The organism is Dyella tabacisoli (genome assembly GCF_003350925.1).
GTDB classification, from domain to species: domain Bacteria; phylum Pseudomonadota; class Gammaproteobacteria; order Xanthomonadales; family Rhodanobacteraceae; genus Dyella_C; species Dyella_C tabacisoli.
On sequence record NZ_KZ857183.1, the window covers coordinates 149,199 to 175,563 of the forward strand.

Consider the following 26,365-nt stretch of genomic DNA (forward strand, 5'->3'; position numbering starts at 1 on the left):
CCTACTCAACGCCCTCCGGCCAGCGGCACGCCGATGCGTGCCAGCATGGCCGGATCGGCGCGATACACCATCGACCCCATATGCTCCAGCACGATCCACGGGCACAGCCAGATATGTCCGCCGACCGCGCGCAACCGCTGGCAGAACCAGTAGTCCTCGGACAGATAGCGACGGGTTGCGGGGTCGATGCCGCAGTCGAAATACATCACGCGCTCGCGCTGCTCCTCGGCTATCGAAGGATCGTCGCTGCGATAGCGCTGCTCCGGGTAGTGCCGCTCGAATAACGCGAAACTGACGCGCCGGATCAGCATGAAGCCGCAGCCGACCTCGGCCACCTCCAGCGGTTCGCCCAGCGGCACCCGGCCGCGCGCTTCCGGCAACGGGTTGAACACCAATGGCGAGGCCAGTTGGCTTAGCGTATCGGCATCCGTAATGCCCATCGCCACCGCGCGGCTTAATTGATCCCACGCAATCTGCTTGCGCGGATAGGCGCCGGCGATGACGTCGTAGGGACTGTTCTCGTCGGCGAGCCATAAAAGACTCAGTGCATCGTGCGCCTTGAAGCCAATATCGGCGTCGATGAAAAGCAGATGCGTACTGTCCGAATGCAGAAAGTTCGCGGCAATCTCGGCTCGTGCGCGCGGAATCAACGACTCATTCAGCACAAACCGCGTATCCAGCGCCACGCCAAGGCTGGCGCACAACTGGGTGAGCTCGCAGAGCGAGTGCAAGAAAGGCCCGGTGGCCTGCCCGCCATACATGGGCGTACCAACCATCAATCGCCGCCCTTGCAGGGTTTGTGACGATATCGCGATCTCCATTACCCGCCTCCGTCTGTGCGTAGTAAACGGGCTTTGTCATACCCATAAAACCTAGCTTACTGAACCGCCGAATCTGCTTCGTGAAGATCACTCATCCGCGCCTCGCCGAAGCGCGTCGCGTCATTGATCGCATCGTCCAGGCTTTCCCGTTCATTAGGACATTGACCTTGTTCTATGGGATCAGTGGCGCTAATGGTCAGGTCGTAAATGGCCCAATGACCATGCACGTGCACTGCGCCAGGCCCCTGCCCGCCAACGACGGTGACATCGAGTTGAAACTTTCCAAGGAATGCTTTCGACATACGCGAACTCCTCCCCTTTCTCCGCCACCACGGTGGATACCGTCATGGATGGTATCAAAGCAGTCAAACGACGGGCGACTCGCTGCGCCCCCTGGATATTCGCACGCCATCTGTAAAGGTATTTTCTACTACCACCCCAGCCTCCAAGCTTAATCACAAAACAATCATTAACCACGATTTAAATCCAACCATGATATGGAAAAATTAATATTTTATTTCCGCGCAAGTCATTCACGACGATTACACGCACCGCCATACAAGCTAAAAAAGCAGCACAACGGAAAAGGCCAACTCCACACAGGCTAATAACGTATTGCAGCAAATGAAACAACGACTGCCCGAAGGGGCACTTTCATATCACCTTAAATAGCACTTCCATATCATGAGGAGACGGTAATGAAAAAGTTGCTTTCCGCTACTGCCCTGCTTTTTGCTATTGGAATGACGAGTTCGGCCTACGCCGATATCGCCAATACCGGCACGCAACAAAACTGCACTCAGACTGGTAGCGATAGCGCGCCGGTCGGCCCCAATGGCAATGCCACCTGGGCGGCAGGTGGGTTGAACAGGAACTTGGACAGGCAAGTCTATGGAAGGCAAATCGTGGCTTATAAACTGCAGTGGTTCAGCGGTGGCTGGAGCGACTGGTATGTCAAAGGGGTCAATGATTTATATCCCTTTGCGACCAATGATTCTTCCGGCAATGCCATCGCCCGCCTGGCGTGGATATATTTCTACGACCACTCGTACCAGTATATTTCGTGCTCCTGATTAGTCGTTATTGAATCAAATTACGCAGCCGGGATCCGGGTATCGCACCCGGATCCCGGCTTTTGCGCGCGTGTTTCGGGCAACCCCCGACCAGTCAATGCGAATGACGTCTTTTCGGGATTGCTTGATACCGCCGCCTGCGCAATGCTGTCTCCCTTGAATTCAGGGGAAAACATATGTCATCCAGCACATGGGCCGCCGAGGCTTCGCTTCGCCGTTCCTACAATCCGTTCCGTCTACTCGCCCGATGGCTAGGCAATGTCCCGATCGCCGACCCGGTGGATCGGCGCAACGCACCGATGACACAGGTTCTTCTGCTGATTTTCTGTATCGGCACGCCGCTTTTGTCGATACCGCGCTGGGTCATGCTGATGCATGGCGTTATGCCCATCGACTATCTCATCGAAGGGATCACTCTGGTGAGCACGCTGGTGCCGCTGACCAGTCTCGTGCTGTTGCGCCGAGGCCGCTTCAAGCTCGCCATCGGCCTGTTCCTTGCCATGTCGCTGGCCTTGATGGGCTTGTCTTATGGGCTTACCGGCCTCGACGAAGAACTGCATGTGCAAGTCACACATGTATTTCCCATCGTGCTGGGCGGCTTGCTGCTGAATCGCCGCGCCCTCTGGCTCATTCTGCTCGCACTGCTCGGCATCCTCGGCCTCGGGGCCGCTGTCGATATCATGCACGACGCATCGGGCAGTCATGGCCCTCATATAGTCACCTTTCTGCGCAGCGGCATCGGCTTCGCGGTGGTCGCCGTCATTCTGGATCGCGCCGTATCCGCGTTGCGCGAAACGCTTAGCCTGGCTAACCGGCGCGGTGAGGAACTGCAGCACATGCGGCATGCGCTGGAGCAGGAAATCATCGAGAAAGAGCGCTCGCAATCCATGCTGGTACAGTCCCAGAAGATCGAAGCGGTCGGCCGCGTGTCCAGCGGTCTTGCACACGACTTCAATAATATTCTGGGCGTCATCATGGGCTATGCCAGTCGCCCCGACGCCATCGACAAGCACAAGGTCGCGGTTGACTCGCTCGACGGCATCAAGCTGGCCGCCCAGCGTGGCGCACTGGCGGTGCGTCGCATCCTGAGCCTGGGCCGCATCGAGCAAAACGCGTCCGAAGTATTCAACATCCATGCCGCTATTGAAGACATGTTGCCGCTGATTCAACAGATTTTCGGCAAGCGCATTGAACTGCGCGCACAGATCAGCGAGCAGGCACTGCTCGTCCGCCTCAATCGAGTCGAGTTTGAACTGGCGCTATTGAACATCGCCACCAATGCGCGCGACGCCATGCCTGATGGTGGCGTCTTCAGCTTGAAAACGGATGCCAGAGATGGCCAGGTCGTACTCACACTTGCCGACAACGGCACAGGTATGGCGGCGGAAACGCTCGACCGATTGTTCGAGCCGTTCTACACCACCAAGCCCAACTATCTCGGCTCCGGCATCGGCCTGGCCGTGGTCAAACGTTTCGTCGACGAAGCTGCCGGTCACATTGAAGTGACGAGCGAGCCAGGTCACGGCACGACGCTCAATCTCGTGCTGCCACTGGCTAACGAAGCGCAGCAGCTTGTCGCTCCCGCCTCGGTACTCGGCCTCAACCTGCTTTTGGTCGAAGACGACGAGACGTTGCGTACCCTGCTTGCCGATGCGCTGCGCTCCGCAGGCGCGCACGTGTTGGCCGCAGGAAACCGTCAGGACGCTATCCGCCTCGCACAGCGTGCCGAAACATTGGATCTGCTGATAAGCGACTTCCATCTTCCTGACGGCACCGGCGGCGATGTGCTGGAGCAAGTCGGCAAACTGCATCCCAAGATGCGATTCTTGCTGATCTCAACCAATGAGACTCTCAAAACAACCTTCTCCGCTGCTCATCCTGCGATACAGGTACTCGCCAAGCCATTTGCCCCGTTGAAATTGGTCGCGACCGTAGCCAGCATGGCGGGTATCAAACCAACCTGACTAGGGCCTGTTCACGCTATTCGCGTAGCCCGCGCCGATGATGGCGTCAGACCCAACGTGCCAAGTGACAGCTCCGAGATCTCTTAGCAGTTCATTCCGCACATCATGGCTTGATCCCAGTGACCAGACTGTAGTGGCCGGCACTGGGAATCACCTGCGTCTGCCGGAAGCCGACCTGCTCCAGCAGGGATCGCAGTTCCAGCCCCGAATATTGCTCGCCCTCGGTCCAGCCAAGCATGACCACGCTGAAAGCGGCGGCGGCGAAAGGCCCGGTCTTATCGTCGTCGTAAAGTACCTCGTGCAAGACGATGCGCCCGCCCGACGGAAGCGCATCGAAGCTCTTGGCGGCGAGGAACTTGCATTTCTCGGGGGTCCAGTCATGAAAAATATTCGAATAAAAATGCAGGTCCGCCGAAGGAAATGGATCCATCCACATATCGCCGGCATGGCTGGTGATCCGCGCCCCTAAACCGTACGGCACGACAAACTCGCCGCTCATTTCGCAAATGGCCGGCAAGTCGTAGATCACCGCCCGCAATGTCTCCCATGCCGATACCGCACCGATGGCATGAGCCCCCGAGCCGCCGCCCACATCGAGAAAAACACGATGATTGGAAAGATCGATCAATCGCGGCCAGGCGCTGGCATGTCCCATGCTCAGACTATGCATGGCACGGGTGAAGCGACGTCCCTGCTCTAGCTGCTGCTCATGCGAGCGAAAAATATCCTGCTCGCCGTAGGCTTGCGATGAATTATTGCGCACAGCCCTCTCAAGCTGCGGTGCCGCGTAGGTATCCCCGTTATCGAGCATAAGATCCCAGAAGTACCCGAAATACGCCGGACCGGTATCCAACAGATAATCCTCCGCCAGCGTCGTAAGGCTGAATACGCCATTCGCCCGCGCGACAAAACCCAAAGCCGCCGCCGTATTAAGCAAGGCCTCCAGCGGTCGGCGCGCCAATTGCATCGTCTCGATCAATGCCTGCAACGAGCGCGGACCTTGCGCCAACTGCCGGAACAACCCTAAGCGATGAGCCACCAGCATGGCCGGATAGGCGAACAAGTTCAGGGTGACATCGAGTACGGCGGCATCCTCGACCCGCGGACGTGACAGTTTCATACAAACCTCGCCGAATAAGCGATCGGAGCAGTGATTGCCGGGGGAATAAATAACTTATCGGCGGAAGCTCGGCGGATATGATCGGCAGCCTCATACGTCCATGCGGTGAAGGCCTCGAACACTTGATCCACCAGCGTCAGACAACGCAGCCTGAGATCTTCGCTCAACGAAATACGTGCCAATTCGGCGTGATCGCCGTTCTGCGCATGACCCGATTCCAATGCAAGATGAAAGTCACCGCAATAGCGCAGATCCGTGCCGGTACGGCCGTGTATCGCATGGGCCAGACGAGCGGTCAGGCTGAACAACACGTGGCCGGTCTCTTCGATGGCCTCGATGATGGCCAGCCGCTCGGTGCCGTTGGCGCCATCGACCATGGCGCACATTCGATACATCAGCAGGCGCGCCTGCCGATGCTCGTCACTCCATAAGTCACGCAATGACTCCACCATCGTGGTGGGGCGGTCGTAGCCGAGCTTTTGTAGATCCTCCAGATACCATGGCCAATGGTGATCGTCCTCCAGCGTATGCATATTCACTTGTTCCTGACATGCATCCAGCGGGTTATCTGTACGAAGCACGTATTTATTTAGATCACCGAACGCCATGATGAAAAATGCAAAACCGGGCATAAAGCCCAGTCGCTGCTCGGGCGAAATCGAATCGTCCCGCAAGATGTCGAATAATGGCAGCAATGCATATTCACGCTTTTTCCGCATGATATGAGCGAGCACACTTTTCATTGGCGCCCCCCCGGCCCCGGCCACGACAAGATGAGGGTTACTGAAATCCCGCCACCGAAGACCATACGGCGGCAGGCATAAGACATGTGAAATACGCTTATTTTTTAAAACGTTAATCAGTAGAAAAATCTACCTGTCCAGTACCACACAATTACTACGACAGAATCCTTCGCAACGTGAAGCAATTAGCACTTCCATACGCAAATAATTAAGGAGCGCCCTAACAAGTCGGCCGAACTCCTCGCCCAATCGTTGCGCAGCGCTGCGCGTGCCCTGCCATTGAATACGGCTGGCGAAAGCCTGTACGGCGTTCGTCGAGTATTTAAATGCGGATATCGAACAGAATAATCGGCCAAAACTCGATGCGTCGCCTTACCGGGAGGACGCCAGGCAATGCATATAGCTGAATAAGCCGAGGCGATCTCAAAGCTCGACCATGATCTTGAAGCCCCCAAAGATCAGGCGCTTGCCATCGAAAGGCAGGGTCTTCGAATTAATCATGCCGGCCAAACGCGGGTCGCTCATGACCTTCGCATTGATGCGGTCGCGGGCCGCGCGCGATTTATAGACAATCCATGAAAACACGACCGTCTCACCCTTCTTGAGCTTGACCGCCTGCGGGAACGAAGTGTGTATGCCAATCTTCACGTCGTCACCGACGCATTCATAGAACTCCAATGCACCGTGTTCGCGCCAGACTTTTCCCGCTATGCGCGCGATGCGGCGATAGGCCGCCAGGTTTTTCTTGGGTACGGGCACGACGAAGCCGTCAACGTAGTTCATGGATTGCTCCTGAGTTATTGAATCCCGGCTATGCAGGTCGGTTTACCAAGGCGCCATTCGGCGGCACCGACACTGCATGACTAAGCCTGGTATCGGTCAGTGCGTGGTGCAACCCGTTTGGCAATTGCAAGTCGTGACATTCTTGCCATCCGTGCACATGACGCCACCACCAGGGTTATCGGCTGATGCCGCCGCTCGCTTGCAGGTCGACTTGGGTCCGTGCGCCGAGCAGGCGAAAGCCGGCGGAGAGGTGGTTGCCGGCGGCACCGTGCATGTCGCGGAGCAGTCGGTAATGCTGGCGTCGGCACCCGGCGGCGGAACCGGCGGGTTGCCACCCCGCACGATGGCAAAGCCCTTGTTGCACGCGGCCCCGACAACGCCGGGTCCGTCGCAGGATCGGGCATTCTGCGACCACATATCCGCCTGTGAATCGATCACCGTATAAGTGCCGGCAGGCAATTGCTGGCCCCCAACGGACGCGATCCAATTTTCGAAGCCCGGCGAGGCCGGCTGGGTGGTGACCGGGAAAGGTCCCGCCACCATGCTGCCGCTTGCATCTCGGAGACCGATCGACTTGCCGGCAGGAGCCGCACCTGCCCGATGGTAGGTCTGGATCTCATCAATCGTCGCCGGTGCGCTCAGTAAAAATCTGGGCGAGCAATTGACTACGGGCTGCTGGCAGTTATTCACCTGCGCCCGGTTCGTGTTGTTAAATAGATCGGCAGCCTTGCTTGTATTCGGCATCCCGATAAACATGAGAAGCGCGTAGATCAACGCCACGGCCCAACTTCTATAGTGCTGCATGACAACACCCCTGAAGCTCACAATGTGGGCGGTAATCTATCCCCGATCGCGGCAAGCAGCAAACTTTCATGCCATTTATACAATCGCCAGATAATCCAGCGGTTGTGAGTAATAAAACTTTATCCAGGCCGTATCTACCTGGTAAGGCCCACGGAACCCGACTTATGCTCCGTGAGCCGACGGGTAGCTATCGCGCATCTCGCCGCCACAGCCCATTCCCGCATTAGGCACCACCGCCAACGGTATCCATGGCGACCGATTTCAACCCAGTTGTCGCGGCCCGATGCATCACTTTTGCCAGCACGGCATCAATGGCGCCCGCGATCTTGTACTCATCCTGATGAAGAAAGAAATGGCCGCCAGGGAATAGTTGCACCTCGCAACTGCCCTTGGTATGGCCGGACCATGCATAAAGCGATTCGGACTCCACGGTATTGTCGGCGTCGCCACCGAAAACGCTGAGGTCGCAAGCCACCGGCGCGGTGTTCTTATGCAGATACTTTTCGGCCATCTTGAAGTCCGAACGCAGCATCGGTATCAACAGGTCCAGCAGATCATCGTCGGCGAGAACGGATTCGGGTGTGCTGCCGTAATTGTGCAGCTCACGGATGAGTTCGCTCTTGGGCAGATCGTGCGTCATCGGTTTCAGGCGCGGCAAATGGGGCGCTCGCGAACCGGAAATAATCAGGTGTGCCGGAACCACGGCGCCCGCGCGTTCAAGCCGCTGGGTCACGGCAAAGGCAAGCTTGGCGCCGACACTATGTCCGAAGAAGACCAGACTGTGCGTCGGTACAGCCACTCTTTCGCGCAGGAGGGCTTGCTCTATTTCGTCGGCGGCGTGATCCAGGTCGTCGATCAAGGGCTCATTGAAACGCTTGCCGCGACCCGGCAGATCGATCGCCACGATGCGCACGTCGCTGGCGATGAGTTTGCTCAACTCACGATAGAAGCCGGAGTTTCCGCCGGCGTGATGAAAGAACACGAGCGTGAGCCTGGATGCGCTGGCTTGCTTCAGCGTAGTAAACCAATGTCCGGTGTGCATGAAGATCCTTGAGGCATGTCCTGATGACTGTCAATGAGAGTTTGATCTGGGCGAATACGCAATGGCCTTGATCTCGATCACCAATCCAGGCCTGGCGAGGCCGGCGACCTCCAGCGCGGTCCAGGCCGGAAAAGGCGCACGGAGATAGCGCCCTTTGATCTCCACGAACTTCTGCAGGTGTCGTTGCATATGTACGTGATAGCTGACCAGTTCGACGGCTTCGTCGAGCGACGATCCGGCGGCCTCAAGCACGATCTTCAAACGATCGAAAGCATTGACCATCTGCATATCGTCCTGCTCGGGCTGCGAGCCGTCGGGGTTCAGGCCGATCTGGCCCGCAGCGTAGACGAAATCTCCCGCCCGCACCGCGGCCGAATAACCGAACTTGTCGAAGATGGAGGTGCCGTCGGCCGCCATAAATGCCGAGCCGACGGGATTTATACCTTCTCTTTTCATTTACCGCTTCCTTCAATGTGAAAACCGCGTGAATATAATTATGTGAAAGTCATGTGAATACATGCGTGAAAATCACGTGAAGACTTCTAAAAATAATCTGCAAGTGGGTCATTGTGATGACCCTTTCACAGCTTCAAAATATAGGATCTTTTCCTACTTGTCCCAAGTTTGAGCAGCATGCTAGGCTCTCGAAGAGCTTGTGAGAAAAGGAGTTTTTATATAGATCCGCTTAATACTGGAAACGTGTAAACAGGACACCTGCGACGTTGCCACTAACTATCTTCGCCCTTGAAAGTGAAATCAGCGTAACGGCTGACATCAACCGGAAATGCGCCGATGGTAATTAATGGATAACGACAGCAAAGGCTTTCCAGGTTTATGGCCGGCATGATTAGGCCGAGAAGCAGATCGCAATGGAGCTATTCTGCAGACTGACGATTGAAGGATGATGAGCGGCGCCGTTGACGCCGACCCTCAGAACTCAATTCATGTGCCAGCGGGTGTCAGGGGTGGCATCGGCGAGATGGGGGAAAACAATGCATTGCTCTTGCCTGCTGACTGTTTCAGCAGATGTTTTTTTGTTTAAAACATTGCAATCATCATTTTGAAATAGTCTTTTGATAATCAGAGGATCGAAAGATCCGTCCAGGCCAACACAGCGCATTGCAGCATGCGGTGTTTTACGATCATAAACGGGGATGGGCAACTGTGACTAATCCATTTGAAGATAAAGACGCTTCGTATCTTGTTCTGGTCAATGACGAACTGCAGCATTCATTATGGCCCGCATTTGCCGAAGTGCCTGACGGATGGACTATTGCGCACCCCATAGATAATCGCCAGGCCTGCCTCGATTATATTGAGGCGAATTGGACCGACATGCGCCCCAAAAGCCTCATTGTCGCCATGGGCGGCTAAACCAATCCATTCCGTTCGATGTTCGGCTGATGCCACAGGCATCGGCATGGGTATTTATTGCCCGAAATCACGGATACGGCTGATGATCCTATTTCGCCCGTTCGCGGGTGCAGGGATGCACGCATGAAAGACCGCACATATTCCTTTATAAATAGCGAAGCCATCGCCGCGAGCGAGCAGTCCCGCCTTTTGTTGGCAGTTTCGCTGGTTTTCATGGCGCGCTACTTTCGCGCGCCGGGGGATGCTGACGGGATATCAGTTACGCAATACCTGCCGACCGGGCAAGAGCAAGAACTGGCGCTGTTGCCGCGTTCCTCCTTCGATGGCCCAGAGAGCTTTACCGCGCTGCTGGAAAAACTTCACTCCGGGCCTGACGTCGCCACGCTGCGGCCCTGCCTGCAGGCACTGAGTATCGACCTTGAAGCGTACCGTCATGGTGTCGATGACGGGCTCGATGCCGCCAGCGATGTGTTCTATCGATGCTTCGCCGGTTCGCGGGAGCCCTGGCAGCTCATCTGCAATCAAGTGAATGGCCGGCTGCATGGACGGTTACGCCCTCCTGCCGGAGCGATGCCGCTCTCGCAGCAAGCGCTGGAGCTGGCACGCGGCCAACTCCAGCGCCTGCCTGCCCTGCTCGCTTCGCAGACACAGCGCGCCATGGCCGAGCTCGACCTGCTTGGCGACGACCTGCGAAAAAGCATTCTGTACGATTGGAATGCCACTGCGCAGGCCGTGCCGGAGGCTACGCTGCCGATATGGTTTGAACGACAGGCGGCGCTTACGCCCGATGCCATTGCGCTGGTCTCGGGTGAAAACCAACTGAGCTACGCCGACCTCAACGCGCGCGCCAACTGCCTGGCGCACCGCCTGATAGCCAAGGGCATAGGCGCCGAGCAGATTGTCGCCGTCGCCCTGCCCCGTTCATTGGATGCGCTGGTCGCGATTCTGGCGGTGCTCAAGAGCGGCGCCGCATATCTGCCGCTGGATCTGCATTACCCTGCCGACCGCCTGCGGCTCATGCTGGAGGATGCGCGGCCCTCGCTCGTCATCGTCGACGAAGAGCGGCGTGCCGAGCATGCCGGGCGCTACGAGATACTCCTGTCTGGGCATGATGAGGATGGTCATGCACAGCCCAATCCAGACAACGGCTCGCGCCTGCGACCGCTGTTGCCGCAGCATCCGGCTTATGTGATCTACACCTCCGGCTCTACTGGCAGGCCTAAGGGCGTTGTTGTTTCGCATGGCAACTTGAACCACTTCATAGCCTGGTCCGTCGGACATTTCGGCGAGCGGCTGGCACGCGTGTGGTTGACAACGTCGCTGTGCTTTGATGTATCGGTATTCGAACTGTTCGCACCGCTGTGTTCGGGCGGGCGTGTGCAGCTCGCGCGTGACTTGCTGGCCCTGGCCGAGCAGCCGCGAGAGTACTTCGACGGGAGCCTTATCAGCGGGTCGCCCTCGGCCCTCGCCGGCCTGCTGGAGCAACCGCAGCTACCGTTGCAAGGTGTACACAGCATCGTGCTGGCCGGTGAGTCCATGCCCATGGCACTGGCCGAACGGCTGGCCCGCGAATGGCCGGACTGCCGATTGGCCGACCTCTATGGTCCGACCGAAACCACGGTCTACGCCACCGGCTGGGACATGGGCAGCCGGCAACTCGACGCGGCGCCTGCACCGGCGGGCATAGGCCGCCCCTTGGCGAACACCCAGGCCTATGTACTCGACCATGCCCTGCGACCGTTGCCTCCCGGCGTAGCGGGCGAGCTATATCTCGCCGGCGAAGGACTTAGCCGTGGTTACTGGAGGCGTCCGGCGTTGACCGCCGAACGCTTCGTCGCCCATCCATTTGCACCAGGCCGACGCATGTATCGCACCGGCGATCTGGCGATCTGGCGCGCAGATGGCCAACTGGAGTATCTGGGTCGCACCGATCACCAGGTAAAGCTACGCGGGTTTCGCATTGAACTGGGGGAGATCGAGGCGGCGCTGAGCCGCGAGCCCAACGTGGCGCGAAGCGTGGTGATCGCGCGAGAAGATTCGCATGGCCAACAACAGTTGGTCGGCTATGTGGTCGCCGCCAAAGACGTCCGGCTCGATCCCGTCGCACTGCGCAGAGCGCTGGCCGCGCGGCTGCCGGACCATATGGTGCCGGCGGCGGTCGTGCCACTCGATGCGCTGCCGTTGACGCCCAACGGCAAGCTCGATCGCCATGCGCTGCCCGCGCCGACCTTTCTGCAGGGGGAATACCGCGCGCCACGGACACCGCAGGAAACCGCTCTTGCCACCCTGTTTGCCGGGGTGCTCAGTCTGCCGCGCGTCGGTATCGATGACAGTTTTTTCGATCTGGGCGGCCATTCGCTGCTCGCCATGCGACTGATGAGCCGCATTCGCACCGACCTCGGCGCGGAGCTGGCCTTCCGCTCCTTGTTCGAGCATCCGACCGTTGCCATGTTGGCGCCGCAACTGGCAGAAACCCGGCGCGCGCGCGCGCCGTTGCGCCGAATGCCGCGTCCCAGGCACCCGCCCCTGTCGTTTGCACAACAGGGGCTATGGTTTATTCAACAACTGGAGGATCTCGGCGGCACTTACAACATTCCCGTGGCGCTGCGCTTGTACGGCACGCTGAATCGCGACGCGCTATATCAGGCGCTGCACGACCTGCTGGTGCGGCATGAAATCCTGCGCACGCTGTTCGTCGAAACGGAAGGCATGCCCTATCAGCACATCATGCTGGCCGATCAAGCCATTCCGGTATTCATCGAGCACGTCGTAGATGAAACCGCACTGCCGCAAGCATTGGCGGCAGCCGCCGCGCAGAGTTTCGACCTGAGCGGGCAAAGCCCGTTGCACGTGCACCTGTTCCGACTGGGCAAACAACAGCACGTGCTGCTATTGGTTTTGCATCATATTGCCGGCGACGGTCACTCGCTGACGCCTTTGCTGCACGACCTGAGCCGCGCCTACGGCGCGCGCCTTGCCAATCGCTCGCCGTCGTGGGCGCCGTTACCCGTGCAGTACGCCGACTACGGCCTGTGGCAACGCGAGCTACTGGGCAACGAAACTGATCCCGACAGCGTCATCGTCAACCAGGGCGCGTTCTGGCAACGCGCCCTGGCCGGCTTGCCTGAAAACTTGCCGCTGCCAACCGATCGGCCGCGTCCCTTGCGCGCCAGCCATCGAGGCGACGTGGTGCGTTTTCGCATGAACGCTGAGCTGCATCGCCGATTGCTCGCGCTGGCACGTGAATGCCACGTCACCTTGTTCATGCTGGTACATGCCGCACTGGGTGTGCTGCTCAACCGCTACGGCGCAGGTACCGACCTGCCGATCGGCGCTCCGGTCGCCGGCCGTGGCGATGAAGCCATGCACGATCTGGTCGGCTTTTTCGTCAACCTGGTGGTGCTGCGCACCGACACTTCGGGCAATCCCACTTTTCGCGAACTGATCGAGCGCGCGCGCGTCACCGACCTGGCCGCTTTCAGCCACCAGGATCTGCCGTTCGAACGCGTGGTGGAGATCGTCAAGCCCACGCGCAGTACCGCGCAGCATCCGTTATTCCAGGTCGCGCTGACCCAGATTCAGCATACGGCGAGCTTCGACTTCGCCGGCCAGAAGGTGCAAGCCGAAACGGTCGATGCCGCTCTCGCCAAGTACGACCTGGCCTTTGGCTTTGCCGAAGCGCGCGACGACGATGGTCAGCCGGCTGAATTACTCGGCGAAATCGAATATGCCTGCGACCTGTTCGACCGCAGCACCGCCCAGCGCATGGCCGGGCATTTCCAGCGGCTGCTGCAGATGGCGGTCGCTGCGCCAGATCGGCCGATCGGCGCTTTCGAGTTGCGTGGCGATGACGAGCGCCAACTGCAGCAGGCATGGAACGCTACGGCGCAACCGATGCCGGAAGCCTCGCTGGCCGAGCTGTTTTCGGCACAGGCGGCACGCACCCCCGATGCCATTGCCGCGAGCTGCGGCGAAACGCAGTTGAGTTATGGCGAACTGGAGCGGCGCGCCAATCGTCTCGCGCATCATTTGCAAACGCTGGGCGTGGGTCTGGACATGCTGGTAGGCGTCTGCCTGGAGCGTTCGCTGGATCTGCTGGTGGCGACCCTGGGCATTCTCAAAGCCGGCGCGGCCTACCTGCCACTGGATCCCGAATACCCGGCCGAGCGTCTGACGTACATGCTCAACGACACCATGACGCCGGTGTTGATAACTCATTCGACCCTGCTCGAACGATTGCCGTCGCACAGTAGCTGCCTGATCGCGCTCGACGAGCAGGCAGAGGTCATTGCGCAGCAGCCGGACAGCGCACCCGCGCTCGATATACGGCCTGGTCATCTCGCCTATGTGATGTACACCTCCGGGTCTACCGGCCAGCCCAAGGGCATTGCCGTTACGCAAGGCAATGTGGCCGGCCTGGCCCTGGACCGCCGCTGGCAGGACGCCAGCCAACAACGCGTGCTGCTACATTCGCCGCAGCTATTCGATGCGGCCACCTATGAAACCTGGGCCCCATTACTGAGCGGTCGGCAAATCGTGATTGTCCCGCCGGGCAAGACCGATATTCGCGTATTGGAACAGACCATCGTGCAGCACGGCGTGACAGGCCTATGGCTGACCGCCGGCTTGTTCCACCTGATGGTCGACGAATGCCCGGACGCTTTCGCCAAGGTGCGGCAACTGATCGCCGGTGGCGATGTGCTTTCGTCCGCCCATGTGCAACGGTTGCTGGAACGCCATCCGCAACTGCGCGTAGTCAATGGCTACGGCCCGACCGAAACCACCACCTTCGCCACCAACCACCGCATGGATGCCGGCGCAGTACAGAATGCGAACGTGCCGATTGGCGCGCCGCTGGATAACACCCAGGCCTATGTGCTGGATCACCGACTGCAAGCGGTACCCGTCGGAGTGACGGGCGAGCTGTACATCGGCGGCAACGGTCTGGCGCGCGGTTATCTGCATCGTCCCGCATTGACTGCCGAACGCTTTGTGGCCAGCCCATTCACACCCGGCGAGCGTCTGTATCGCAGCGGCGATCTGGTGCGTTGGCTGCCCGACGGCAGCCTCGCTTTCAACGGTCGCGCCGATTACCAAGTGAAGATCCGCGGCTTCCGCATCGAGCTGGGCGAGATCGAGGTCGCCCTGCGCCAACAGGGCACGGTGCAGTCGGCGGCAGTCATTGTGCGCGAAGACCAACCGGGCCATAAGCAGTTGGTCGGTTATGCCGTGGCAGCTCCAGGCAAGATCATCGATGCCGCCGCATTGCGTCAGGCACTGTCCGCGCGCCTGCCCGACTACATGGTGCCGACAGCCATCGTGACGTTGCAGACCCTGCCGCTCACCATTAACGGCAAGCTCGATACACGGGCCTTGCCGAGGCCCGATTTCGCCACCGTAGCCATGCGTGATCCGCGCACACCGCAGGAGACGGTATTGGCGAACTTGTTCGCCGACGTATTGAAGCTGCCGCACGTCGGCATCGACGACAGCTTTTTCGATCTCGGCGGCGACTCGATCCGGGCGATCCAACTCAAAGCGCGTGCGCAGAAAGCAGGCCTCAGCTTCGAGCTGGGGGCGTTGTTCGATCACCAGTCCGTCGCCGCCCTGGCCGCGATTATCGGCGACAGCGAAACCGAAACCACACGTGCCATCGGTCCGTACACACTGATCGAGGCGGGCGATCGCGAGCGGCTTCCTGCTGATATCGAGGCTGCTTACCCACTGAGCCAGTTGCAGGCCGGCATGCTGTTTCACAGCGACTACAGCGTCGACTCCACCCTGTACCACGACGTGGTAAGCACAGCGGCTCTGCCAACCTTCGATGAGGCCACATTGCGCGCGGCACTCGGCGAACTCAGCGAGCGTCACGAGATCCTGCGCACCAGTTTCGATGTCGACCATTACAGCCAACCGCTACAACTGGTTCATCGCCATGCGGCGACTCCGTTGAGCGTGCTGGAGCTTAATGGAGTGACAGACGACGAACGCCATGCTGAATTGAGCGCGTGGCTCGACCGGGAGTCGCGCCGTCCGTTCGACAAGACGCAGGCTCCCCTGCTGCGTGTATTCGTGCACCGCACCGAGGCGGTGTTCTATCTCACCTTGAGTTTCCACCATGCGATCCTTGATGGGTGGAGCCACGCCAGCCTTGTTACCGAGCTGATACATCGCTACCAGGCAAAGCTGCAAGGCCACGCGCTCGTCTTCGAGCCGCTGTCAGGCCACTACCGCGACTACATCGCGTTGGAACAGAACGCGCTGCATGCCGCAGATAGCCGAGCGTTCTGGCAGACGTTCCTGAAAGGCGCGCAAAGCACCGAACCGCAGGCCCCCGCTATCGTCGACAACGGCAGCGGTACGATGGCCATCCATCTCCCGATAACCATCGCGCCGGCCACCAGCGACGCCTTGCTGGCGCTGGCGCATCGGCTCAAAACGCCGATGAAGAGCGTGCTGCTGGCCGTGCACATGGCCGTACTTGGCATGCTGAGCGGCTGTCGCGATGTCACCACCGCACTGGTAACCCATGGCCGCCCCGAGACCACCGACGGCGACAAGTTGCTCGGCCTGTTTCTCAATTCGGTGCCGTTCCGCCTTGCCTTGCAGTATGAGTCCTGGGAGCGTCTGATCGGCCAAGTACTGGCAGCGGAGCGACAGTTGTTGCCGCACCGGCGCTATCCGCTGTCGCAGATATTGGAAGACCTCGGCCAGCGAAGCCTGTCGAAGGTGCTGTTCAACTACACGCACTTCCATATCTACGAGCAATTGGGTGAGCTTGGTCAGCGACTGGGCACGCATGACGATCGCACCGACAACAGCTTTGCCCTCGATGTGAATTTCCAGCACGACGCCCATGGACTGAAAGGCTGGGTAGCCGGTCATCGCACGGTCTATGACCGCGACACGCTTGAACGTTATGCGCGCTGCTATTACCAGGCACTCCAGGCGCTGGCCGCCGATGCCAAACAGCCGGTGCGTCGTTTTGATTTGCTCGACGATATCGAACGCCAGCGCTTGGTGCATGACATCAACGCCACCGCGCGTACGCTGCCGGCGCAAAGCTTTCCCGTGCTGTTTGAACAACAAGTGTCGCGTGCGCCCGATGCCGTGGCAGCGATGTTTGAACAAGAGTGCCTGACCTACGCCGAACTCAACGCGCGCGCCAATCGCCTCGCGCGTGCGCTGGTGGCCCAGGGCATCGGCCCCGAACAAGCGGTCGCCGTCGCCCTGCCGCGCTCGCTCGATATGCTGGTCGCGCTGCTCGCCGTGCTTAAAAGCGGTGCCGCCTACCTACCGCTGGATCTGGATTATCCGGCCGAACGGCTGGCCTATATGCTCGACGATGCGCAGCCCGCGCTCGTCCTCGCTCGCAGCGATGCCGCGGTGGCGCTACCGGCGCACCAGGCGATCTGGTGGCTCGATCAGCACAACGTCGCGGATCAAGCAGCAAGCGATCTGGACGACCGCGAGCGCACTCGCCCGCTGCATGCCGACCATCCCGCCTATGTGATCTACACCTCCGGCTCCACCGGACGGCCCAAGGGCGTATCCGTCCGCCATGCCGGCTTGAGCAACTTCCTGCACAGCATGCGCGAACAACCCGGCATCGCCGCCGGTGAAACGCTGTTGGCCTGCACGCCGATCTCCTTCGACATCGCCGCGCTGGAGCTGTACCTGCCGCTGCTGCAGGGCGCCTGCGTGCAGATCGTGCCGCGTGCGGTGAGTACCGATGGCCTGCGCCTGCGCGCCCTGCTCGATGCGGTCGCACCGCAGGCGATGCAGGCCACCCCGGCCACCTGGCAGATGCTGCGCGAGGCTGGCTGGCAACCCGCTGCGTCCTTGCGCGTGCTGTGCGGCGGCGAAGCGTTGCCGCCCGAGCTGGCGAGCTTTCTGCGCCAGGGCGCCGCCTTGTGGAATCTCTACGGCCCCACCGAAACCACCGTGTGGTCGCTGGCCGAACACGTCGGCGACGGTCCGGTGCGGATCGGCCGACCCATCGCCAATACCCAGGTCTACCTGCTCGATGCGTCCTTGCAGCCGGTGCCGCCGGGCGTGCCCGGCGAGCTGTATCTGGCTGGCGACGGCCTGGCCCGTGGCTACCTGAAACGTCCCGCGCTTACCGCCGAGCGCTTTGTCGCCCATCCATTCAACGCCGGCCAGCGCATGTATCGCACCGGCGATCTGGCGCGCTGGCTGGCGGATGGCGAGCTGGATTTCCTCGGCCGTATCGATCATCAGGTGAAGATTCGCGGCTTTCGTATCGAGCTGGGCGAGATCGAGGCGGCGCTGGCACGCCTGCCCGGTGTCGCGCAAAGCGTGGTGATCGCGCGCGAAGACCAGCCCGGCCACAAGCAACTGGTCGGCTATGTGGTGGCTGCCGAAGACAACGCACTCGATCCGATGACATTGCGCCAGGCGCTGGCCGAACCACTGCCCGACTATATGGTGCCCGCCGCCATCGTCGTGCTTGAAGCGCTGCCGCTCACACCCAACGGCAAGGTCGATCGCAAGGCCCTGCCCGCGCCGGACTACGCGCGCGCCGAAAGCCGCGCGCCGCGCACCCCGCAGGAAGCACTGCTCGCCGGTTTGTTCGCCGAAGTACTCGGGCTGAAAAAAGTCGGTATCGACGACAGCTTCTTCGACCTGGGCGGCCAATCATTGCTCGTCATGCGCTTGATAAGCCGCATTCGTTCCACCTTGAATGTCGAGCTGTCGATCGGCGATCTGTTTGAAACGCCGACCGTAGTCGGCATGACGCAACAGTTGGCATCCGCCTCGGCGGCGCGGCAGCGACTGCTGCCTTACGAGCGCAGCGAGCAGGACGCGGTACCGCTGTCCTATGCGCAGCAACGCCTATGGTTCATTCAGCAATTGGAGGGGCCGAGCAGCACCTATAACCTCCCCTTGGCGCTGCACCTGGGCGGAGACCTGGATCATCAAGCTTTGCGGCTGGCGCTGTCCGACGTGGTTGCGCGCCATGAAATACTGCGCACCTTGCTGGTCGAATTCGACGGCGTGCCGTACCAGCATGTCGGAGCCACCGCGCCGCTCGCCTTGATCGAACACTCAGTAGACGAGCCGGCCCTGCAGCGCGCGCTGATCGACACCGCGGCGCACGGATTCGACCTGGCGACGCAAAGCCCGCTACGCGCCCACCTGTTCCGTCTCGACGAGCAGCAGCACGTGTTGCTGCTGGTGCTGCACCATATTGCCGGCGACGGCTGGTCGCTGGTGCCGCTGGCGCGCGACCTCGCCTTTGCCTATGCCGCACGACGCGCGCACCAGGCACCCGCCTGGGCGCCGCTGCCGGTGCAGTACGCCGACTATGCGCTGTGGCAGCGCGAGGTGCTGGGCGAGGAGTCCGACCCCACCAGCGCCATGGCCGTGCAAAGCACCTATTGGCGACATGCGCTGGCCGGCCTGCCCGAGCAGATCAACCTGCCCACCGACCGGCCGCGTCCGGCCATCGCCAGCCATCGCGGCGACGTCGTCTCCTTCCACCTCGATGCCGATCTGCATCGCCGCCTGCTGACGATGGTCCGCGAACGGCACGCCACCTTGTTCATGGTCTTGCACGCCGCACTCGCCCTGCTGCTGGGCAAGCTCGGCGCCGGCGACGACATCGTCATCGGCAGCCCCATCGCCGGACGCACCGACGATGCGCTGGACGATCTGGTCGGCTTCTTCGTCAACACCCTGGTGCTGCGCACCGACCTGTCCGGTCAGCCCAGCTTCGACGCCTTGCTCGAACGCGTGCGCCGTACCGATCTGGCCGCCTATGCGCATCAGGACTTGCCGTTCGAGCGGCTGGTGGAAATGCTCAACCCGGCGCGCTCGCTCAATCACCATCCGCTGTTCCAGGCGATACTGGCTGTGCAGAACAACGCCACCGTGCCGTTCGAACTGCCCGGCCTCACCGTCAGCACCGCCGCCGTCGATGTCCTCGCGGCCAAGTTCGATCTGAGCCTGAGCTTCACCGAACACTACGCCACCGACGCCAGCCCCAACGGACTGGACGGCGTACTCGAATACGCCACCGACCTGTTCGACCGCGATAGCGCCGAACGCTTCGTGCGCTATCTGTGCCATCTGCTCGATACGCTGGTGCGCGATCCGGCGCTCACCCTGGCCCAGGTGTCTTTGCTGGCGCCGGACGAGCGGCAGCACATCCTGCAGGATTGGAACAATACCGTGCGGCCGCTGCCGCGGACTTCGCTGGCTGCGCTGTTTGCCGAACAGGCCATGCGCACGCCCGATGCCATCGCGGCGAGCTGCGGCGAATCACAACTGAGCTACCGCGAGCTGGATCTTCGCGCCAATCGCCTGGCCCATCATCTGCAAGTACTTGGCGTGGGCCAGGACATGCTGGTGGGCTTGTGCATCGAGCGTTCGCCGGATCTGTTGATCTCCATCCTGGGCATCCTCAAAGCCGGCGCAGCCTATCTTCCCCTGGACCCCGAATACCCGGCCGAGCGCCTTGCCTACATGCTCGACGACACCCGTGCGGCAGTGGTTATCACCCGCTCCGGGCTGCTCGACCGGCTACCCATACACGATATTCACCGCGTACTGCTGGACAGCGAGGCACCTGCCATCGCGCAATGGCCTGCGCATGCCCCCGCGCAGAACGCCCAGCCAGACGGTCTGGCCTATGTGATGTACACCTCCGGCTCCACCGGCCGACCCAAGGGCATTGCGATCACGCAAAGCAATATCGTCGCGCTGGCCCTTGACCATCGCTGGCAGGACACTAGCCAGCAACGGGTGTTGCTGCATTCGCCACCGGCATTCGATGCGTCTACTTACGAAATCTGGGTACCGCTGCTGAGCGGCCGGCAGATCGTGATCGCGCCATCGGGCAAAACCGACATCCGTGCGCTGGCTGCCGTTATCGAACAGCAGAAAATCACCGCACTGTTTCTCACCACGGCGCTTTTCCGCCTGATCGTCGAAGAATATGTGCAGTGCTTTGCGCATGTACGTACCGTGTGGAGCGGCGGCGAAGCAGCCACGCCGCAAGTTTTTCAGCGGGTGCTCGACCATTGCCCGCATACCGAGGTGGTGCATGTCTATGGCCCTACCGAGACAACCACTTTTGTGACCTGCCATCGGATGCGTGCGCCGCTCCGCCCAGGTGCCGGCGCTCCCATTGGCACGCCCATGGACAATACGCAGGCTTATGTCCTGGATGCCGCCCTGCAGCCGGTCCCCGCCGGAGTCGTCGGCGAGTTGTACATCGGCGGCAGCGGTCTTGCTCGCGGCTATCTCCATCGGCCGGCCCTCACCGCCGAACGCTTCATCGCCGCGCCGTTCGGCTTACCGGGCCAGCGCATGTATCGCACCGGCGATCTGGTGCGCTGGCTGCCCGACGGCAATATCGACTACGTCGGACGTACCGATCATCAGGTCAAAATTCGCGGCTTTCGGATTGAACTGGGCGAGATCGACGCCGCCTTGTCGCTGCAGCCGGGCGTGGCCCAGGCCATCGTTATCGCGCGCGAGGATCATCCCGGACAGAAACAACTGGTCGGCTATGTCGTACCGACGGCGGGACACAGCATAGATCCGCTGGCCTTGCGCCGCAGCCTGGCCGAGCACTTACCCGATTACATGGTGCCCGCCGCCATCGTTGAGCTGGACAGCTTGCCGCTGACCAGCAACGGCAAATTGGATCGCCACGCACTGCCCATACCGAATTTCGCTGGCGCGGACCGGGAAAGACGCGCACCGCGTACGTCACAAGAGCAAATCCTGGAAACCCTGTTCGCCGAAGCCCTAGGGCTGCCGAGCATCAGCATCGACGACAATTTCTTTGAACTGGGTGGGCATTCGTTGCTAGCCGCGCAATTAATCAGCCGCATTCGCACTGTGCTGGATGTCGAACTGTCGATACGAGCCCTGTTCGACGCGCCGACCGTGGCTCAGTTTGCCGACCGACTGCTGGCCAATACCGCGCTGGAAACCTCCACCGTGACCCTGCTGCCGTTGCGCGCCACAGGCAACCGGCCAGCCATATTCTGCTTCCATCCGGCTAGCGGCCTGAGTTGGTCGTACACCAGGCTGATCCACTTCATCGACCAGCGGCACGCGGTCTTCGGCTTACAGGCACGTGGTTTCGGCGACGCCGAGCAGCCGTCTGAAAATCTTGACCAGATGGTGGCCGACTATGTCGCACTGATGCGTGAAGTGCAGCCCACTGGTCCCTATCATCTGTTGGGCTGGTCGTTTGGCGGGCTTCTCGCCTTCGAGATCGGCTGCGCACTGCAGCGACAAGGTGAACAGGTCGGCCTGCTATCGATCCTGGATACCCAGTTTCTTACCGCCCCCCTCGATCATCAATCCAATGACGGTTTGCTGGCCGAAATCCTTGCCATGGAAGGCGTCAAGCTAGCGCCGCAGGCACCGCCCCCCGATATGCACGAGTCCTACGAATTGCTACGTACGCGTAACAGCCCGTTCACCAGCCTGGGCGAGGCACTGTTCGAAAAATCGGTGGACGTCTATCGCAACAATATCCGCCTGTTCAAGCAGTCGCCGCCACGCAAGACCTTTCATGGCGAACTGCTGCTGATCTCCACCACTCGGAACGCCGACGGCTCGCCCGTCGCACAGCTACTTACCGAGGGTTGGAGTGACCGGTTCGATGGACCGGTGGAGAGCCTCAACATCGATTGCTGCCACTACGAGCTATTGGATTCCAGGCATGCCCCACGCTTAGGCGCTGCCATTGGCGCAAAGCTCGCCCTCTATGAGCGCGTCGATGCCGCTGACCGCCCCTACTCCGAAGCGGAGGCGAGCTGACAGGCAATCGAACGAATTCGATTCAGCCAATCAAAGATGGATGCATCTGTCATTTTGTTCGTTTTAAAAGCATACCAATCCAAGACGGGAGTAAGTTGTTTGCGAGTTTTATTCATACCGAATGTTGGCGCAGTTATTCCGCACTTATTGCCGCTGATGGCGCTTGACTCTCAACTCGAAGCAGGCCGTCACGAGACGGCTTTTCTCGTTCCTGGTGCTTTTCATAAATCTCTTAAAAATTTGCAACGGAATGTACTCGACATCGACTATCGCCCAGAGCAGCTATTTCGAGATGAGATGGCCGCCTGTGGGCGCTTTCGTCCCGACGTTATCGTGGATGACTTCAGCATGGCTGCGCTTCTGACATCGAAGGTTGCCAAAAAGCCGCGCGTTACGATCCTGCGGACCGGCGCCTTTCCGGGAAGCGTGCCCAGAGACGACTCGCACCGTCATAGCTGCGAGTCTCACAGCTCCGACAAGTTTGATTTCGACGCCTACTTTCAAAACAGCGAGCTGCTGTGCGGCATACCCGCGCCGAAGAATTTCGCCGAGGCATGCGCCGCCGACATCAGCATTGTCCCTGGAATCAGAAGCATCGAAGCCCTGCCGGCCAGCGTGGGCGACGACCCGAACTATGCTTTTGCCGGCGCCCTGACCGTTTCCGATTCGGCCATCCCTACCCCGGTTGCCCGCAGTACGGATACTACGGATGCGATCTTGGCGTTCCTGGAAAGAAACCAGCAGCGAAAGATCGTCTACCTGACGCTGGGATCGGTACTTAAGGCAGGCGAAGCCATTCGCGAAGCCATCAAATACATGCTCGATACCGGCGTTGCAATAATTTCAACCGTAGACTTGCCTGACGTAAAGACGTCTCGCAAAGAATTATTCTTCTACGCGCCATTTGTACCGATGCATGCCGTCTGCTCCAAGGTGCATCTTATGATCCACCACTGCGGCAGCGGCACGTATCAGTACGCCATCACGCACCAGGTTCCATCGATATGCATTGGATCCCGATCCTACGATCGAGACGATGTGGCATATCGTCTTGAACAACTGGGGGTAGCGAAGTACATCCCATTCATTGATAGCGTTGCCGTCTTTATTGAAAGGTTCGTAAAAGAATTCGATCAGTGCATGGATAACCTGGGCCAGTGGTACCAAGCGGCAAAACAACGACTGAATCTACTCTGGAACGAAAATGATCGAACAGCCGCCATTTTCAATTTTGAAGAAGTGTTAAAAAAGGCAATCTTGTTACATGGTGCGAACCTGAAATGACCATTTAAAATAAATAATTTCATTGCCGATATGGAATTATTCTTACTTGCCCGCACCATAGGTGACTGATAACCTATGAAACTATTAATAAAGTGGAGTTAAGCGACCATGAAATCGATGACTGGATCACAAAATGCATCTTCTTGGCGTCACTTATTGTCAGCAGGGTTTTTCACGCTGTTACTCCTGACCTCAACTCTCTTCAGCGGTGTGGCCATGTCATCGAGCAATGATTTCGAATTGTCTGCCGGATTGTGGCGCCTGGATGGCTCATTCTCATCCTCGGGCGAAGCCTTGATGGCTACGATCGTCAAGCTGCCACAGCACCAATGGAAGCTGATCTTGCCGAAGGATATTCAGCCGGCAGATGCAAGCAACGATGTCGTACTGCACCGAACCGGTGCGCATGCATATCGCGCGACTATCGCCGAGGGAGTCGAAGTCAACCTGACGCAGACATCTGCCGATAAAGCTCAAATACGAATCGATACGAACAACAGCAAAGGCTTCTCCAAGTTCGGATACAGCATGAGCCTGGTGAAAAACTGATCCGTTTTAAGAAACTTGTTAAAGAATCTTGTTAAAGAAGCTAGTTAAAGCAGCTTGAATTCTTAAGTTCCACCCGCTGAACGGAGTTTACTTCGATCAATTCATTTGAATATAAAGATGCTTCGTGTCTCGACCTGTTAATGACGAGGTGCATGGCTCCGATATGCGAACCAAAAGCCTCTTAGGCGCCACGGGCGGCTAAACCGCCCTGTTTCGATTGATATTCGGCCAATGCCCAGAGTATTGGCCTGGGTGAGTGCTGCCTTAAATTTCATTCCACGCATCGGCACTGTCGTTGACGCAAAGCTCGCGCTCCACGAATACCTCGATGCGAACCGCTATACCGATTGCCCCTATTCCAACAGTGGAGTCGAACCGAGTGGCTACCGAAGACGTTCTCGACCGCGAAGCCATCGCGCTGGAAGAGCCAGCCGCCGAGCCGGCGACCGAACAGCGGTTGGGGCAGAACCGTAATTTCCGCTGGATCTGCGCCGGCGTAAGCATCGCCACCCTGGGCAGTCAGTTCAGCGCGCTGGCGCTGCCCTGGCTGGTATTGAAGATGACCGGCGATACCTTGGCGCTGGCTACGGTGATGGCGATCTCCGGTGTGCCGCAGATCTTTCTATTGCTATTCGGCGGCAGCCTGGCCGACCGCTTTTCACCCAAGCGCATCCTGGTATGGGCTTATCTGACCTGCGCCTTATTGCTAATCGCACTGGGCGGCTTGTTGTTCAGCGGCTTGCTGAAGCTGTGGATGATCGACGCATTCGCCTTCAGCACCGGCCTGGTTTTCGGCATGTCGATCCCGGCGAGTTTCTCGCTGATCGCTGCCGCCCTGCCCGGCCACATGGTGCCGGCGGGCAGCTCGGTGATCGGCAGCATTCGTCAGGCATTGGCTTTTGTCGGACCACTGCTGGCCGGCGCCTTGCTCGGTTTTTCCGGCGATGGCCAGGCCGCTGGACACGAGGTACTTGGCAGCCAGCCACTGTTTGCGGCGGCGTTCTTTCTTGATGGCCTGGGGCTGCTCTTCGTGGCCTGGACCACGGCGAACATCGTGTTTCGTACCAGCTCCGAAGCGCCTGGCGAAGGCGTGCGCAACGGCTTCAATATTCTTCCCGCATTGCGTTGGTTCCTGGCCGATCGCCAGGTGTTGACGGTGGTCTGCTACTGGTCGCTGATCGTGTTCTTCCTCAGTGGGCCAGTGCGCATTGCCTTGCCCTTGCTGGCCGAGCAGAACACCGCGCTGGGCGCCAAGGCTTACGGCATCCTGGTATCGGCCAATGCTGCCGGCGTATTCCTGGGCATGACGGCGCTCGGCCTGCTGCGCCGGTTTGTCGCCGACCGGTTGTGGCCGGTGATTCTCTGCCTCGACGCGCTGGCTGCGTTGATCGTGGTCGGCATCGGCCTGCTGCATCCGCAATTGCAACTGGCGGTATTCGTGTATGCCGCGCTGTTCGTGCTGGTGGGTACTCGTGCGGGCTTTGTCGAGATCGGCTGGTTCTCTTGGTTGCAACAGCGGTTTCCTGACGAAATCCGCGGCCGCGCGACCAGCATCTTCATGGTGGTTTCCACCGCCAATATCGCTGCTTCCGTCACGTTCTCCGGCTGGCTGACCCGGCACGTGCAAGCATCGGAACTGTTCCTGTTGGCCGGCGCGGCGACCGTGTCACTCGCCTTGCTGGGCATGTTGCTGCGTGCCTTGGGTGTATTGAGGGTCGATGCATGAGCGCATCGCCGAGATCCATCGCGAGTCCTGCGCTTTTCCCCTTGCTGTTCGAACAACAGGTGTCGCGTGCACCCGATGCCGTGGCAGCAGTGTTTGAACAAGAGAGCTTGACCTACGCCGAACTCAACGCTCGCGCCAATCGCCTCGCGCGTGCACTGGTGGCCCAAGGCATCGGCCCCGAGCAAGCGGTCGCCGTCGCCCTGCCGCGCTCGCTCGATATGCTGGTCGCGCTGCTCGCCGTGCTTAAAAGCGGTGCCGCCTATCTGCCGCTGGACCTG

Annotated in this window: 17 protein-coding genes; 8 read left to right on the plus strand and 9 right to left on the minus strand. The window is 59.8% G+C overall.

All coding sequences use genetic code 11. The features are described 5' to 3' along the window. Nucleotides 1–5 precede the first annotated feature (5 nt). Both DVJ77_RS18865 and DVJ77_RS18870 read right to left on the minus strand, forming a co-directional pair. Nucleotides 6–821, minus strand: coding sequence for a BTB/POZ domain-containing protein (locus tag DVJ77_RS18865; RefSeq protein ID WP_114847081.1), 816 nt, complete (start codon nucleotides 819–821; stop codon nucleotides 6–8). A 56-nt stretch (nucleotides 822–877) separates the two neighbouring features. After that, nucleotides 878–1,123 carry a hypothetical protein gene (locus DVJ77_RS18870; RefSeq protein ID WP_114847082.1) on the minus strand — a complete coding sequence of 82 codons (246 nt, stop codon included), beginning with the start codon at nucleotides 1,121–1,123 and terminating at the stop codon, nucleotides 878–880. A gap of 396 nt (nucleotides 1,124–1,519) precedes the next feature. Between DVJ77_RS18870 and DVJ77_RS18875 the strand changes: the two genes are divergently transcribed. Continuing rightward, entirely contained in the window at nucleotides 1,520–1,894 is a 375-nt protein-coding gene (locus tag DVJ77_RS18875) for a hypothetical protein (RefSeq protein ID WP_114847083.1), read from the plus strand. 176 nt (nucleotides 1,895–2,070) lie between these two features. Next, a complete protein-coding gene (locus DVJ77_RS18880; RefSeq protein WP_114847084.1) occupies nucleotides 2,071–3,858 on the plus strand; it encodes a hybrid sensor histidine kinase/response regulator in 1,788 nt (595 codons plus the stop codon). 103 nt (nucleotides 3,859–3,961) lie between these two features. Here DVJ77_RS18880 and DVJ77_RS18885 read toward each other — a convergent pair whose 3' ends face one another. The 7 genes from DVJ77_RS18885 to DVJ77_RS21215 form a co-directional block, all read right to left on the minus strand. Further along, the gene (locus DVJ77_RS18885) at nucleotides 3,962–4,978 is read right to left on the minus strand and encodes a methyltransferase (protein WP_114847085.1); all 1,017 of its coding nucleotides are present in this window, start codon (nucleotides 4,976–4,978) and stop codon (nucleotides 3,962–3,964) included. Continuing rightward, complete coding sequence (locus tag DVJ77_RS18890) at nucleotides 4,975–5,697, minus strand: hypothetical protein (protein ID WP_225428090.1); 723 nt, start codon at nucleotides 5,695–5,697, stop codon at nucleotides 4,975–4,977. Before DVJ77_RS18890 ends, DVJ77_RS18885 begins: the two co-directional genes overlap by 4 nt. A gap of 447 nt (nucleotides 5,698–6,144) precedes the next feature. After that, nucleotides 6,145–6,504, minus strand: a complete 360-nt coding sequence (locus tag DVJ77_RS18895) for a DUF1428 domain-containing protein (RefSeq protein ID WP_114847086.1) — start codon at nucleotides 6,502–6,504, stop codon at nucleotides 6,145–6,147. Between the two features lie 96 nt (nucleotides 6,505–6,600). Next, nucleotides 6,601–7,284, minus strand: coding sequence for a hypothetical protein (locus DVJ77_RS18900; RefSeq protein ID WP_162791576.1), 684 nt, complete (start codon nucleotides 7,282–7,284; stop codon nucleotides 6,601–6,603). A gap of 247 nt (nucleotides 7,285–7,531) precedes the next feature. Then, entirely contained in the window at nucleotides 7,532–8,350 is an 819-nt protein-coding gene (locus tag DVJ77_RS18905) for a thioesterase II family protein (protein WP_114847088.1), read from the minus strand. Between the two features lie 30 nt (nucleotides 8,351–8,380). Further along, on the minus strand, nucleotides 8,381–8,806 hold the full coding sequence (locus DVJ77_RS18910; protein WP_114847089.1) for a RidA family protein: 426 nt from the start codon (nucleotides 8,804–8,806) through the stop codon (nucleotides 8,381–8,383). 481 nt (nucleotides 8,807–9,287) lie between these two features. Beyond that, nucleotides 9,288–9,512 (minus strand): hypothetical protein, encoded by a 225-nt coding sequence (locus DVJ77_RS21215; RefSeq protein ID WP_162791577.1) that lies wholly within the window; start codon nucleotides 9,510–9,512, stop codon nucleotides 9,288–9,290. 2 nt (nucleotides 9,513–9,514) lie between these two features. Between DVJ77_RS21215 and DVJ77_RS18915 the strand changes: the two genes are divergently transcribed. From DVJ77_RS18915 to DVJ77_RS18940, 6 genes are all read left to right on the plus strand, one after another. Continuing rightward, nucleotides 9,515–9,724, plus strand: a complete 210-nt coding sequence (locus DVJ77_RS18915) for an MbtH family protein (RefSeq protein ID WP_114847098.1) — start codon at nucleotides 9,515–9,517, stop codon at nucleotides 9,722–9,724. 123 nt (nucleotides 9,725–9,847) lie between these two features. Next, nucleotides 9,848–22,528: a non-ribosomal peptide synthetase gene (locus DVJ77_RS18920; protein WP_114847090.1), complete on the plus strand. Its 12,681-nt coding sequence runs from the start codon at nucleotides 9,848–9,850 to the stop codon at nucleotides 22,526–22,528. A 36-nt stretch (nucleotides 22,529–22,564) separates the two neighbouring features. Further along, on the plus strand, nucleotides 22,565–23,812 hold the full coding sequence (locus DVJ77_RS18925) for a glycosyltransferase (protein WP_162791578.1): 1,248 nt from the start codon (nucleotides 22,565–22,567) through the stop codon (nucleotides 23,810–23,812). A gap of 108 nt (nucleotides 23,813–23,920) precedes the next feature. Then, nucleotides 23,921–24,361: a hypothetical protein gene (locus DVJ77_RS18930; RefSeq protein WP_162791579.1), complete on the plus strand. Its 441-nt coding sequence runs from the start codon at nucleotides 23,921–23,923 to the stop codon at nucleotides 24,359–24,361. A gap of 379 nt (nucleotides 24,362–24,740) precedes the next feature. Continuing rightward, the gene (locus DVJ77_RS18935) at nucleotides 24,741–26,087 is read left to right on the plus strand and encodes an MFS transporter (RefSeq protein WP_162791580.1); all 1,347 of its coding nucleotides are present in this window, start codon (nucleotides 24,741–24,743) and stop codon (nucleotides 26,085–26,087) included. Then, on the plus strand, nucleotides 26,084–26,365 hold a 282-nt coding region (locus DVJ77_RS18940; RefSeq protein WP_162791581.1), incomplete at its 3' end, for an AMP-binding protein. The genes DVJ77_RS18935 and DVJ77_RS18940, both read left to right, overlap by 4 nt.